At 65.7% G+C, this 13,943-nt stretch carries 11 protein-coding genes; 6 read left to right on the top strand and 5 right to left on the bottom strand.

Features of this window, described 5'->3' with window-relative positions:
* Window positions 1–143 precede the first annotated feature (143 nt).
* Window positions 144–1,439, top strand: coding sequence for an MFS transporter (locus tag NCR34_RS10415; RefSeq protein ID WP_248320320.1), 1,296 nt, complete (start codon window positions 144–146; stop codon window positions 1,437–1,439).
* A gap of 75 nt (window positions 1,440–1,514) precedes the next feature.
* Here the strand turns inward: NCR34_RS10415 and NCR34_RS10410 are convergent, their stop codons facing one another.
* Window positions 1,515–3,365, bottom strand: a complete 1,851-nt coding sequence (locus NCR34_RS10410; protein WP_248320319.1) for a tetratricopeptide repeat protein — start codon at window positions 3,363–3,365, stop codon at window positions 1,515–1,517.
* Window positions 3,366–3,481: 116 nt separating this feature from the next.
* Between NCR34_RS10410 and NCR34_RS10405 the strand changes: the two genes are divergently transcribed.
* The 3 genes from NCR34_RS10405 (at window position 3,482) to NCR34_RS10395 (ending at window position 6,704) form a co-directional block, all read left to right on the top strand.
* Window positions 3,482–3,832, top strand: coding sequence for an ArsR/SmtB family transcription factor (locus NCR34_RS10405; RefSeq protein ID WP_248320318.1), 351 nt, complete (start codon window positions 3,482–3,484; stop codon window positions 3,830–3,832).
* A gap of 25 nt (window positions 3,833–3,857) precedes the next feature.
* On the top strand, window positions 3,858–4,856 hold the full coding sequence (locus NCR34_RS10400; RefSeq protein WP_248320317.1) for a cation diffusion facilitator family transporter: 999 nt from the start codon (window positions 3,858–3,860) through the stop codon (window positions 4,854–4,856).
* A gap of 87 nt (window positions 4,857–4,943) precedes the next feature.
* Complete coding sequence (locus NCR34_RS10395) at window positions 4,944–6,704, top strand: FAD-dependent monooxygenase (RefSeq protein WP_250499791.1); 1,761 nt, start codon at window positions 4,944–4,946, stop codon at window positions 6,702–6,704.
* Window positions 6,705–6,789: 85 nt separating this feature from the next.
* On the opposite strand, the gene NCR34_RS10390 is transcribed toward NCR34_RS10395, so the two are convergent.
* The 4 genes from NCR34_RS10390 to NCR34_RS10375 are packed head-to-tail and all read right to left on the bottom strand — an operon-like array spanning window position 6,790 to window position 12,024.
* Entirely contained in the window at window positions 6,790–7,035 is a 246-nt protein-coding gene (locus NCR34_RS10390) for a formate dehydrogenase subunit delta (protein WP_248320315.1), read from the bottom strand.
* 3 nt (window positions 7,036–7,038) lie between these two features.
* On the bottom strand, window positions 7,039–9,966 hold the full coding sequence (gene fdhF / locus NCR34_RS10385) for a formate dehydrogenase subunit alpha (RefSeq protein ID WP_248320314.1): 2,928 nt from the start codon (window positions 9,964–9,966) through the stop codon (window positions 7,039–7,041).
* Window positions 9,967–9,985: 19 nt separating this feature from the next.
* Window positions 9,986–11,542 (bottom strand): formate dehydrogenase beta subunit, encoded by a 1,557-nt coding sequence (locus tag NCR34_RS10380; RefSeq protein ID WP_248320313.1) that lies wholly within the window; start codon window positions 11,540–11,542, stop codon window positions 9,986–9,988.
* The gene (locus tag NCR34_RS10375) at window positions 11,539–12,024 is read right to left on the bottom strand and encodes an NAD(P)H-dependent oxidoreductase subunit E (protein WP_248320312.1); all 486 of its coding nucleotides are present in this window, start codon (window positions 12,022–12,024) and stop codon (window positions 11,539–11,541) included. Before NCR34_RS10375 ends, NCR34_RS10380 begins: the two co-directional genes overlap by 4 nt.
* A 126-nt stretch (window positions 12,025–12,150) precedes the next feature.
* On the opposite strand from NCR34_RS10375, the gene NCR34_RS10370 reads away from it, so the two are divergent.
* Complete coding sequence (locus NCR34_RS10370) at window positions 12,151–13,221, top strand: substrate-binding domain-containing protein (RefSeq protein ID WP_248320311.1); 1,071 nt, start codon at window positions 12,151–12,153, stop codon at window positions 13,219–13,221.
* Between the two features lie 148 nt (window positions 13,222–13,369).
* The gene (locus NCR34_RS10365) at window positions 13,370–13,639 is read left to right on the top strand and encodes a hypothetical protein (RefSeq protein ID WP_248320310.1); all 270 of its coding nucleotides are present in this window, start codon (window positions 13,370–13,372) and stop codon (window positions 13,637–13,639) included.
* The last annotated feature ends 304 nt before the right edge of the window (window positions 13,640–13,943 follow it).

The raw sequence follows: 13,943 nt of genomic DNA, 5'->3' as shown, positions 1-13,943 counted from the left end.
ATTACGCGAACTTCGTGCAGCAACGCGTGTGCAGGCGTTAAGATTCCGGTAGACCCACTCTTACAAATAATGTAACGGGTTAACCCTAAGAAATCGGGATTCGCGGCCTTATGCCGCGCTCTCGCCAAGATTCGAGAAAGTTCATGTCCACGACCCACGTTGCACCCGCCAATGAATCGAAGTTCAAGACGGTCTTTCGCGTCGTCAGCGGAAACTTCCTTGAAATGTACGACTTCATGGTTTATGGCTACTACGCCTCGGCCATCGCCAAAACGTACTTTCCGAGCGGCAGCGATTTCGCTTCGCTCATGCTTGCATTGTCCGTCTTCGGCGCGGGCTTCTTGATGCGCCCCGTCGGCGCGATCGTGCTCGGCGCGTACATCGACCATCATGGCCGGCGCAAGGGCCTCATTCTCACGCTGACGCTGATGGCGATCGGCACCGCATGCGTCGCGCTCGTGCCGGGCTACGCGACGATCGGCGCGCTCGCGCCGATCGTCGTGCTCGGCGGGCGGCTGCTGCAAGGCTTCTCGGCGGGCGTGGAACTGGGCGGCGTGTCGGTGTATCTGTCCGAAATCGCGACCAAGGGCAACAAGGGATTCTATTGCTCGTGGCAGTCCGGCAGCCAGCAGGTGGCGGTCGTGTTCGCGGCGCTCATCGGCGTCATCATGAACCGCGCGCTGCCGCCCGAGCAAATGGGCGCGTGGGGCTGGCGCGTGCCGTTCCTGATCGGCTGCCTGATCGTGCCGTTCCTCTTCATCATCCGCCGCTCGCTGCGTGAGACGGACGAGTTCCTCGCGAGAAAGCATCGCCCGGACATGGGCCAGATCGCGCGCTCCATCATGCAGAACTGGCCGATCGTCATCGCCGGCATGGGCATGGTCATCATGACGACGGTGTCGTTCTACATGATCACCGCGTACACGCCGACCTTCGGCAAGGAAGTGCTGAAGCTGTCCGCCATCGATGCTCTCGTCGTCACCGTGTGTGTCGGTCTTTCGAACCTCGTATGGCTGCCGGTGATGGGCGCGTTGTCCGACCGCATCGGCCGCCGTCCGGTGCTGCTCTTCTTCACCATCGCGACGATTCTCACGTCGTATCCGGCGGTGCAGTGGCTGGTCGCGGACCCGTCGTTCGCGCGCCTTCTGATGGTCGAACTGTGGCTCTCGTTCCTGTACGGCAGCTATAACGGCGCGATGGTCGTGGCGCTCACCGAAGTCATGCCGGTCGAAGTACGCACCACCGGCTTCTCGATGGCCTACAGCCTCGCGACGACCATCGGCGGCTTCACGCCCGCCATCTCGACGTATCTGATTCACGCGACCGGCAACAAGGCCGCGCCGGGTCTGTGGATGGGGCTTGCCGCCGTGTGCGGACTGATCGCGACGCTCGTGCTGTATCGCTCGTCCGAGGCGCGCAACCAGTACAAGACAGCCTGACTTCGTTCGGAACCTTCTGCGTAGAACGCCTCGCGTCCGTCTGACGCGAGGCGTTTTTTATTGGCGCGACGCAAATCAGCCGCGCAATGCGGCCGCGACTTGCGCGACCACGCCTTGCCAGTCGCCCGGCGCGCGCTGCCGCACGAGTCGCGCGTTCGGATACCACGCGCTGCGTTCGCCATCGACGCCCCAGCGCCAGTCGGCCGCGAACGGCAGCATCACCCATACCGGTTTGCCGAGCGCGCCCGCCAGATGCGCGACCGATGTATCTACGCTGACGACCGCATCGAGCCGGTCGACGATCGCGCCCGTATCGGCGAAGTTTTCGAGCCTTCCTTCGAAGCGATGAATCGACTTCGCTTGCGGATGCGCGAGCAGCACCGCGCGTTCGTCTTCGGTGAGAAACGGCTGAAGCACGATCCAGTCGATGCCTTCCAGCGCGAAAAGCGGCGCGAGCGCCTCGACGGGCGCCGAGCGCGTCTCGCCGGGCTGCAACCGCCCGGACCACGCGATGCCGATCTTGCGCTTCGCCTGACCGCCGAGCGAGCCGCGCCATTTGCGGCGGTAATCGGCGGGCATGACGAGATACGGCGTGCGCGCGGGAAGCGCGTCCGGCGACGTGACGCCGAGCGCGAGCGGCAGGCTCAGGAGCGGGCAGAAGGCATCGGCGGATGTGAACGGGGCATCGGCGCGGCTTCTCAGTTCGATGCGCGCCGCATGCGCGGCCGGTGCCAGAAGCGGCACGAGCGCGGGCTGCACTTCCAGCACCAGCTTGCCGACGCGCTTCGCCGCATACGCCGCGAAGCGCACGAACTGCAGCGTGTCGCCGAAGCCTTGCTCCGCGCGCACGAGCAGCGTGCAGCCAGGAAGCGGCTCGCCCTTCCAGCGCGGCAGCGGCGGCGCGTTTTCGCTGCCGGGCGTCTTCAGACGCCATTCGTATTCGGGCAGGCCGCGTTCGTAGTCGCCGGTGGAGAGGAGCGCGAGCCCGCGATTCAGATGCGCGGCGGGCATCTCGGCATCGAGCCGCAACGCCTGATCGAACGCGCGGATCGCGGCGGCGTGCGCGGCGAGCGCGAGATGCGAATTGCCGAGACACAGCCACGCGACCGCGTATTTCGGATCGAGGCCGACCGCGCGCTCGTAACACTGCACGGCTTCGTCGTGACGGTTCAGCTTGGCGAGGGCGTGTCCGAGCCCGAAGTGCCCCGGCGCGAAGCGCGGCTGCAAGCGCACTGTCTTCTCTAGCGAGGGCAGCGCTTCTTCGGGATGGCCGCGCGAATCGAGCAGATTGCCGAGATTGAAGTGCGCGGCGACGTAGTCCGGCTCGGCGTCGATGGCCGCGCGAAAGTGCGCGATCGCGCCGAGCGGATCGCCGAGCGCGTTCAGCGCCATGCCGAGGTTGTTGTGCGCGCCGGCGTGTCGGGGGCGCAGGGCGAGCGCGCGGCGAAACGCGCGCGCGGCGTCCTCGTGGCGCGACAGCGCCGCCAGCGCGTTGCCGAAGTTGTTCCACGCCGCCGGATCGTTCGGTTGCGCGCGCAGCGCTTTTTCGAAGGCATCGGCGGCGTCTTCGTGGCGGCCGAGCGCCGCGTACGCGTTGCCGAGGTTGTATTGCGCGAGCGCGAAACCGGGCGCGAGCGTGAGCGCGTTGCGAAAGCGTTCGATGGCGTCGTCCAGACGCCCGAGCGCCTTCAGCGCGTTGCCGAGATTGAGCTGCAAGGCGGCGTCCGTCGGGCGCAGATCGACGGCGCGCGCGACGAGCGCCGCGGCCTCTTCGTGCTGCCCCTGTTGATGGCGCAGCACGCCGAGGTAGTGCAACGCTTCGACGTGGGAGGGTTCGGCGGCGAGCGCGGCTTGATAGTCGCGTTCCGCTTCGGTCAGGCGGCCGTCACGATGGGCCGCGAAGCCGCGGGCAAATACGGTGTCCATGACGGAGAATTTTTGCAAACCCCGCATTTTCCCACACTGGAAAGCGCCGCTCCGGATTCTTCTGTTGACATGTGGCGACGATGGTAACTAACATGTGAACACCTATTCATATGTTGATGACTCCGTTGGCCTCGCCTCCATTCGCGCTCGGCGGCGCGACTTCCGATGATCGCGTCGTCCCGCTCGCCGACCTGTTCCGTCTGCTCGGCGACCCGACGCGCCTGCGCATCGTGCTGGCGTGCGTCGAGCAGAAGCGCGCGGTCGGCTCCATTGCCGAATCGCTCGGCCTGTCGGGGTCGCTGGTGAGTCACCATTTGCGTTTGTTGCGCGCGGCGCGGATCGTGCGGGCCGAGCGGCAGGGCAAGCAGGTGTTCTACGTGGCCGCGGACCGGCACATCAGCGGCATGCTGGCGGAACTGCTAGAACACGTCGCCGAGCCGCAGTCCGACGCAACCGACATCAACTGACACCGACTCGAACACCGTCACGCTCATGAGCACGCATACGCATCACGAACACGATCACCACGATCACCACGATCACCACGCGCACGACCATCACGCCGCGCACGAAGGCCACAGCCACGGGCCGGGCGGACATCATCATCACCATCACGCGCCGCAGGCCGGGCAGGGGCGCACGTTCGCGCTCGCGGTCGGGCTGAACCTGCTGATCGTCGTCGTGCAGGCGGTGTACGGTCTGCTCGCGCATTCGACCGCGCTGCTCGCCGACGCCGGCCACAACCTGTCCGACGTGCTCGGTCTGTTGCTCGCGTGGGGCGCGGTATGGCTCGGCACGCGCCGGCCGAGCGCGCGCTACACGTTCGGGCTCGGCAGCTCGTCGATTCTCGCTTCGCTCGCCAATGCCGCGCTGCTCTTGCTCGCGTGCGGCGCGATCATCCTCGAAGCCATTCAGCGCCTTCTGAACCCGGCGCCCGTGGCGGGGCTGGACGTGTTCATCGTCGCGCTGGTCGGGCTCGTCGTGAACGGCTTTTCTGCGTGGCTCTTCATGCGCGGGAGCAAGGAAGACCTGAACGTGCGGGGCGCGTTCATGCACATGGCCGCCGATGCCGCCATCTCCGCCGCCGTCGCGGTGAGCGGGCTCGTCATCCTCTACACGGGCTGGAACTGGCTCGACCCGGTGATGAGCATCATCGTGGTGGCGGTCATTCTGTACGGCACCTGGGGACTCGGCCGGGATGCGATGCGTCTCGCGCTCGCGGCCGTGCCGCCCGGCGTCGACACGGCGCGCATTCGCGGCTATCTGTCGGGGCTGCCGGGCGTGCGCGGCGTGCACGACCTGCACGTCTGGGCGCTCTCGACGACGGAAAACGCGCTGACCGTGCACCTCGTCATGCCGCAGGGCCATCCGGGCGATGCCTTCATGCAGGGCGTCGTGGCCACGTTGCGGCGCGATCACGCGATGCATCACGCCACCGTGCAGGTGGACGTGACGGACAGCGCCTCCGAGTGCGTCCTGCACCAGCGTTGAACCGTCGGAGCGCGAACCGCCGCAGGCAAGCCGGCGTACACTAGCCGGAGACAAAAACCCGCCAAAAACCTGCCGGAGATTCCGTGCATGTTCACGCGCAAGCCGAATTCGAACGACATGCTCGACGTCGCGCCGGTGCTGATCGTCGGCGCCGGACCCACGGGCCTCGCCGCCGCGATGAGCCTCTCGCGCGCCCACGTTCCGGTGCGCCTCATCGACCAGGCGCCGCAGCCTTCGCCGTATTCGCGCGCCATCGGCATTCAGGCACGCACGCTCGAACTCTTCGAGCAGCATCGCACGGTGGAGCCGTTTCTCGAACTCGGGCATCGGGCGCGCGTCGCCAATCTCTATTCCAACGGCCAGCGCCTCGCGCGGCTCGACTTCGATCCGCTGCAAACGCGCTATCCGTATCTGCTCTTTCTGCCGCAATGCGAGACTGAGCGGCTGCTCGCCGAGCATCTCGCCGAATCGGGCGTGAAGGTCGAGCGCGGCGTGGCGCTGACCGATTTCACGCAGGGCTCGGCAGGCATTCAGGCGACGCTGCGGCATCCCGGCGGACGCGAAGAAACGCTGCGCCCGTCGTACATGATCGCGGCGGACGGCGCGCATAGCATCGTGCGGCACAGGCTCGACGTGGGCTTCGAGGGCAAGACCTTCGACCAGACGTTCCTGCTCGCCGACGTTCAGGCCGATTACGACTGGCCCGACGACGAGTTCCACATCTTCGCGTCGCAAGAAGGGCTGGCCGCGCTCTTTCCGATGGGCGGCGGTCGCGCGCGTCTCATCGCCGATCTCGCGACGCACGCGACCCACGCGACCCAAGCGACACACGAGCCAGCTCCCGCCGCCGACGCGCCGAAGAGCGGTCCCGATCTCGACGAATGCCGCGCGCTCGTCGAGCGGCGCGTGCATCATCGCGTGAAGCTGTGGGACCTCGCGTGGTCGTCATATTTCCGCGTGAACAGCCGCATGGTCGACCGGCTGCGCGTGCAACGCATCTTTCTCGCGGGCGATGCCGCGCACGTGCACAGCCCGGCCGGCGCGCAGGGCATGAACACGGGCATTCAGGAAGCGTTCAACATCGGCTGGAAGATCGCGCGGCTGCTCGCGGGCGGCGCGTCCGACCGCCTGCTCGACACGTACTACGCGGAGCGGCATCCGATCGAGCGCGACGTGCTGCGTCAGACCAGCATGCTCACGCAATTGGCGGAAGCCGGACACGGCCCGATGAAGCTGATGCGCGAGCACGTGATGCCCGCGCTCGCGGCTATCGGCCCGCTGCGCGACGCGATGCGCCGCACGGTGAGCGAACTGTCGATCAACTATCGCAAGAGCCCGCTCACGCTCGAACGGGCGCTGGATGGCGGCCCGCGCGCGGGCGAGCGCGCGCCGGATGCGCGCGTGCATGTCGTCGATGGCCCGCTCGGGCGTCTGCCGGGCGTCGGCTGTCTGTACGATCTGCACGATCCCGGCTGCTTCTCGCTCTTCCTGCTCGTCAATCCGACGGGCGAGGACGACATCGCGCTGGCGCCCGCGACCATCACCGTGGCGCATGCGATGCGCGACAGCAATCTGGACGGCCTCGTGCAGTCCATCGAGGCGATTTTTTCGGACGCGGTGCGCGTCTGGCGCATCACGGATACGAGCGGCGACGACGCTCAGTCGCTCACCGATCACTACGGCCGCACGCGCCCGGCGTTCTACCTCGTGCGGCCGGACGGCTATATCGCGGCGCGCGGGCGCGTGCCGGCGGATACGCAGGCGCTCCTGCGTCATTGCGAAACGTGGTTCGGCGCCGAGCGTCCGGAAAGCGGCAAGCGCGCGGCGGGCGAGTACGCCGAAGACTGAGCGGTGATCGACAAAAGAAAACGCCCCGATGCTGCCGGGGCGCAATGGGCACTACAGAGAGCCCGAATATCCTGAAAGCGCGGTGTCAGGCGGTCGTCGCCTTCGGCTGAAGATCCGCCTTGTGGAGCGTGAGCGCCTCGCGCAGGATCGGCTCCATCGAGGCGCTTGCCTCCGGGTTATCCAGCGCGGTCAGGATCGCCACGCGCATGCGCGGTTCCCAGAAGCGGCGGATATGATCCGCCACGCCATCGACGGCTTCGGCGTGATCCGGCATCGAGTCGAAAAACTCGCCGATGCGGTTCGCCATCTCGATCAGATTATCCACGTCCATGTGTCATTTCCCTGAAGTGGTCGCGAGACTGCGCATGTTGAGCAGTTCGAGCTGCTGCGTGTTGAAGCGCGAGTAGTCCTTCTGCCATTGCGACGGCTGCTCCACCGGCATCACCTGCACCGCCGTGACCTTGTACTCGGGGCAATTCGTCGCCCAGTCGGACGACTCGGTGGTGATGACGTTCGCGCCCGATTCCGGGAAGTGGAACGTCGTATAGACGACGCCCGGCTGCATGCGGTCGGTGATCTTCGCGCGCAGCACCGTCTGCCCGGCGCGGGACTCGATGCCGACCCAGTCGCCCGTCTTGATGCCACGATCCTCGGCGTCGTGCGGATGAATCTCCAGACGGTCCTCGTCGTGCCAGCGCGAATTTTCGGTGCGCCGCGTCTGCGCGCCGACGTTGTACTGGGACAGAATGCGCCCCGTCGTCAGCAAAAGCGGGTACTTGCGCGTGACCTTCTCCGGCGTCGGCACGAACTTCGTGATGACGAAGCGTCCCTTGCCGCGCACGAACTCGTCGATATGCATCGTCGGCGTGCCGTCGGGCGCTTTTTCGTTGCACGGCCACTGAATGCTGCCCATCTCGTCGAGCTTTTCGTACGAGACGCCGTGGAAGGTCGGCGTGAGGCGCGCGATCTCGTCCATGATTTCGGACGGATGCGTGTAGTTCATCTCGTAGCCGAGCGCGCGGGAAAGCAGAATCGTCACTTCCCAGTCCGAGTAGCCCGCGAGCGGCGGCATCACCTTGCGCACGCGCGAAATGCGACGCTCCGCGTTGGTGAAGGTGCCGTCCTTTTCGAGGAACGTCGAGCCCGGCAAGAGCACGTGCGCGTACTTCGCGGTCTCGTTCAGGAAGATGTCCTGCACGACGATGCATTCCATGGCCGACAGCGCGCCCGCGACATGCTGCGTGTTCGGGTCCGACTGAACGATGTCCTCGCCCTGGCAATAGAGCCCCATGAAGGTGCCGTGCGTGGCGGCATCGAACATGTTCGGGATGCGCAGGCCCGGCTCCGGTTGCAGCGTCACGTTCCATGCTTCTTCGAAGAGCGCGCGCGTCGCGGCATCGCCGATATGGCGATAGCCCGGCAACTCGTGCGGGAACGAGCCCATGTCGCACGAGCCCTGCACGTTGTTCTGGCCGCGCAGCGGATTCACGCCGACGCCTTCGCGGCCGACGTTGGCCGTCGCCATCGCGAGGTTCGCGATGCCCATCACGGTGGTCGAGCCCTGCGCGTGCTCGGTCACGCCGAGCCCGTAGTAGATCGCCGCGTTGCCGCCGGTCGCGTAGATACGCGCGGCTTCGCGCACTTGCTGCGCGGGCACGCCGGTGACCGCTTCCGTCGCCTCGGGCGAGTTTTCTTCGAGCGCGACGAAGTCGCGCCATTGCTGGAACGCGCGCGGCTCGCAGCGTTGCGCGATGAACGCCTCGTTGAGCAAGCCGTCGGTGACGATCACATGCGCGAGCGCGTTGACCATCGCGACGTTCGTTCCCGGGCGCAGCGCCAGATGATGCGACGCCTTCACGTGCGGCGTATCGACGATATCGATGCGGCGCGGATCGATCACGATCAGCGTCGCACCCTCGCGCACGCGACGCTTCAGGCGCGAGGCGAAGACCGGATGGCCGTCGGTCGGGTTCGCGCCCATCACCACGATCACGTCCGACTTCTCGATGGATGCGAACGTCTGCGTGCCGGCGGATTCGCCGAGCGTCGTCTTGAGACCGTAGCCGGTTGGCGAATGGCAGACGCGCGCGCAGGTATCGACGTTGTTATTGCCGAACGCGGCGCGTACGAGCTTTTGCACGAGATACGTTTCTTCGTTCGTGCAGCGCGACGACGTGATCCCGCCGATCGAATCGCGTCCGTACTTGTCCTGAATGCGGCGGAATTCGCTCGCCGCATAGCTGATCGCTTCGTCCCACGACACTTCGCGCCACGGATCGGTGATCTTCGCGCGGATCATCGGCTTCGTGATGCGGTCCTTGTGCGTCGCATAGCCCCATGCGAAGCGGCCCTTGACGCACGCGTGGCCTTCGTTCGCCTGACCGTTCTTGTTCGGCGTCATGCGCACGACGGTGTTGCCCTTCATCTCCGCCTTCAGCGAGCAGCCGACGCCGCAGTACGCGCAGGTCGTCACGACCGAATGCTCCGCCTGGCCGAGCATGATGACGCTCTTTTCCTGCAGCGTCGCGGTCGGGCACGCGGCGACGCACGCGCCGCACGACACGCATTCCGATTCCATGAACGGCACGTTCTCGCTTGCCGCCACGCGCGATTCGAAACCGCGTCCGGCGATGGTCAGCGCGAACGTGCCCTGCGTTTCCTCGCACGCGCGCACGCAGCGATTGCAGACGATGCACTTCGACGGATCGTAGGTGAAGTACGGGTTCGACTCGTCCTTCTTGTCCTTCAGATGGTTCGCGCCTTCGTAGCCGTAGCGCACTTCGCGCAGGCCGACCACGCCCGCCATGTCCTGCAATTCGCAGTCGCCGTTGGCGGGGCAGGTGAGGCAATCGAGCGGGTGATCGGAGATGTAGAGCTCCATCACGTTACGCCGCAGCAGTTGCAGCTTGTCGCTTTGCGTGCGGACTTTCATGCCCGCTTCGACAGGCGTCGTGCAGGACGCCGGATAGCCGCGCTTGCCTTCGATCTCGACGAGGCACAGCCGGCACGAGCCCCACGGTTCCAGCGAATCGGTGGCGCAGAGCTTCGGCACGTTGACGCCCGCTTCGATCGCGGCGCGCATCACGGACGTGCCGGCGGGCACCGTGACCGACTGGCCGTCGATGTCGAGCGTCACGTCGATGTCGGCGTGGCGCAGCGGCGTGCCGTAGTCGGTCTCGTCGAACGGATCGCGGCGTTGCACCGATGCCGCGCTCTTGCACGCGCAGTTGCCCGAACCGCAGCCGTTGATGGTGTTGGACATGTTCTGTGTCTCCGTACTTTTATGCCGCTTTCCGTGCAGGCGTGCGGGGCAGGCCGAAGTCTTCGGGGAAATGATCGAGCGCGGAGAGCACCGGGAACGGCGTCATGCCGCCCATCGCGCAGAGCGAGCCGCCGATCATGGTGTCGCACAGTTCGCGCAACAGCGTGATCTGCTTGACCGACGTATCGCCTTCGCGGATCTTCGCGATGACTTCCTCGCCGCGCGTCGAACCGATGCGGCACGGCGTGCACTTGCCGCACGATTCGATCGCGCAGAAGCGCATCGCGTATTGCGCGAGTTCGGCGAGATTCGAGGTGTCGTCGTGAATCACGAGGCCGCCGTGGCCGACCACCGCGCCGACCTTCGCATACTCTTCGTAGTCGAGCGGAATGTCCCACTGGCTTTCCGGCAGATACGTGCCGAGCGGGCCGCCCACTTGCACCGCGCGCGCCGGCCGGCCGCTCGCCGTGCCGCCGCCGAAATCGCGGATGAGTTCGCGCAGCGTCACGCCGAACGCGAGTTCGACGAGCCCGCCTTGCTTCACGTTGCCCGCGAGCTGGAAGGGCAGCGTGCCGCGCGAGCGGCCCATGCCGTAGTCGCGATAGAACGCCGCGCCTTTCGCGAAGATGATCGGCACGGTGGCGAGCGTAATCACGTTGTTGATGACGGTCGGCTTGCCGTACAAACCGGTGAGCGCCGGCACCGGCGGCTTCGCGCGCACGACGCCGCGCTTGCCTTCGAGCGATTCGAGCAGCGCCGTTTCCTCGCCGCAGACATACGAGCCCGCGCCTTTGGCCACGTAGAGCTCGAACGCGTGCGACGTGCCGAGCACGCTCGCGCCGAGCCATCCGGCTTCGCGCGCGTTATCGATCGCGCGATTGAGCGTCGCGATCGAATGCGGATACTCGCTGCGGACGTAGATATAACCTTTGGTAGCGCCGGTCGCGACGCCCGCGATGATCATGCCTTCGATCAGCATGTACGGATCGCTTTCCATGACGAGCCGGTCGGAGAACGTGCCGGAGTCGCCTTCGTCCGCATTGCAGACGACGTACTTCTGATCGGCCAGCGCCGCGCGCACCGTCTTCCATTTGATGCCGGCCGGGAACGCCGCGCCGCCGCGCCCGCGCAGTCCGGAATCGACGAGCGCCTCGCACACCGCGTCGCCGTTCATCTCGAGCACGTTGCGCAGACCTTGCAGGCCGCCGAGCGACACGTAGTCGTCGATAGAGAGCGGGTCCGTGATGCCGATGCGCGCGAACGTCAGCCGCTGCTGTTTCTTCAAATACGGAATCTCGTCGACGACGCCGACGTGCTTCTCGTGCGCGCCGCCTTCGTGGAAGCCCGCATCGAAAAGCGCCGCGATCTCGTCTTCTTCGACGTTCGCGTAGCCGATGCGTCCTTGCGCCGTCTCCACTTCGACGAGCGGTTCCAGATACAAGAGCCCGCGCGAGCCGTTGCGCACGATCTGCACGTCGATGCCGCGTTGCGCTGCTTCGGTCGCAATCGCCTTCGCGATGCGATCGGCTCCGAGCGCGAGCGCCGACGAGTCGCAGGGAACATAGATGCGCGTCATGCCGTCACCTCGCTGCTTTGCTTGGCCGCGTCGTACAGGCGATCGAATTTGTGCGGCGTCACCTTCGCGTAAAGCTCGCCGTTGATGGTGATGGCGGGCGAGAGCGCGCACTGGCCGAGGCAATACACGGATTCGAGTTCCGTGTCCTCTGCATGGCCGCTGTCGAAACGGCAGCCCGTGTGCCCTTCGATGTGATCCTTCAGCGCCTCCGTCCCCATGCTGCGGCACGCTTCCGCGCGGCATAGCTGCACGGTCACGCGCGCGGGCGGCGCGGAACGGAAGTGATGATAGTAGGTGATCGTGCCATGCACTTCGGCGCGCGAAAGCGATAACGTGCGAGCGAGCGGCGCGACGACTTCGGCCGGCACGAAGCCGGTTTCGTCCTGAATGGCGTGCAGGATCGTCATCAATGTCGCGCCTTGCACGGCGTGACGGCGCACGAGTTCGTCTGCTTCGGCGGCGGACAGCTGCGGTTGCGTCATGGGGCTCCTCCGGGGCTCGGCATATGTTTTATCGGTGCATATATCAGTCGTATAATCGGGGCGCCGAGCCCGTGAAGCAACAATAGGCGTCGTGATATATCTTGGCAATAGGAAAGGACAATGCATATGGTTGACGTCGAATGCCGCGCCGAACTGATCCTGCGCGACCCCGATGGCCGCGAAACCAGTCTCAGCGCGGTTGTCCCGCTGTTGCAGCTCGTGGCGCAGACGGGCAGCATCGCCAACGCGGCGAGCGCTAAGGGTTTGTCCTATCGCCATGCATGGGGTCTGCTGCGTGAAATCGAGGCGCGGCTCGGTGGCGCGCTCATCACGAAATCACGCGGGCGCGGATCGGTGCTGTCGGAACTCGGCGAGTCGGTTTTGCGCGCGCAGCGTCTGTGCGGCGATCGCCTCGAAGCGCCGTTGCAGGCAGTCGCCACCGATGTCGCCGACGAACTGAATCGCCGGCTCGCGGGCGAAGTATCGAACCTGCGCATTCACGCATCGCACGGCTACGCGGTCGCCACGCTCGTTCGCGCGCTCGGCGAACGGCGCGTGCCGGTCGATATCAAGTACCGCGAAAGCGCGGAAGCGGTGAGGGCGCTCGCGCGCAGCGAATGCGAGCTCGCCGGATTTCACTTGCCTATCGGCAAGTTCCGTTCGACGTGCGCGGAGATCTATCGACCGTATCTCGATCCGAAGAAGCATCAGCTGATTCGCCTGACGCGGCGCACGCAGGGACTCTTTCTGCCGAAGGGCAACCCGAAGCAGATCAGCGGCTTGCGCGATCTGGCGCGCAACGACGTGCGTTTCGTGAACCGGCAGCCCGGGTCCGGCACGCGCATGCTGCTCGACCTGTCGCTGCGCGGCGTGGGCGTCGATCCGGACGAAATCAATGGCTATGCGTCGACGGAGCTCACGCATTCGGCAATCGCGGCGTTCGTCGCGAGCGGCATGGCCGACCTGGGCTTCGGCGTGAAACCCGCGGCGCAGCACTTCGGACTTGATTTCATTCCGGTCATCGACGAGGACTATTTCTTCGCCTGCGAACGTGCGCGGCTCACCGAAGCGAGGCTCGTGAGTGTCCTCGGCGTGCTGCGCAGCGCGGCATTCAGCGATAGCGTGGCGCATCTGGGCGGCTACGATCCGCAACGCTGCGGGACGCTCTTGGAAGTCGAGGAGGGGCTTCACGGCTGAATTCGCTCGAGACGCGAAACGGACGGTAAGACGAATCTCTCCCGTCGAAACCGCCCGCCGCGGCGAATTGCGTTAACCTAGCGGCTTCGGTTTTTCGTTTCAGCGTTTTCTTCTCGTTCCAGACGCGCCTTCGACGCGCGAAATCGCCATGAAATTCACGTTGCTCGCTTCACTGTCCGCCGCGCTCGTCGCCGGCGCCGTTTATCTCACTCCCGCAGCATTCGCGCAAAACTCGCCGGGCATTCCTGGCGGCGTGCTGCAGGAGAACTTCCGCATCAACGAGCATCCGCAGATGCCGTTCGCCGCCTCCGCGCCGTCCGACAAGTATCAGCGCGGCACGTCCGCGATGCGCCGCCGTGGCGACAACGGCGACCCCGACGGGTGCAACCTGAAGTGCCCGAAAGACGGCAGCAATTAAAAGCCGGATGAATCGCGGCGCGTGCAATGCGCGCCGTCAGCGTGTCTTTCCTTCCTTCGCTTTTCGGTTGTATCCCTTCGCGCCATGTGCGCGCCGCCTCATACCGCAGCCATTGAACTCCGCAGCGACCGAAAAAGACTACGAGATGGCCGATGTGCCATGCGGGCCGAGGAGTACCTTGATCGACGTGTCATCGAGCGATAGTTCGATGCGCACGGCCGTTTTTTCTCCGACCTAAAAACCATAAAAACAGGAAGTGCGCGGCTGCGCGAACCACGCGAGACAGCGTGGGGCAAGCAGCAAC

The sequence above is a fragment of the Caballeronia sp. GAWG1-5s-s genome, assembly GCF_023631445.1.
In the GTDB taxonomy this organism is placed as follows: domain Bacteria; phylum Pseudomonadota; class Gammaproteobacteria; order Burkholderiales; family Burkholderiaceae; genus Caballeronia.
Note: the sequence above shows the minus strand (reverse complement) of the source record. Positions and strands in the feature narration are given on the sequence as shown.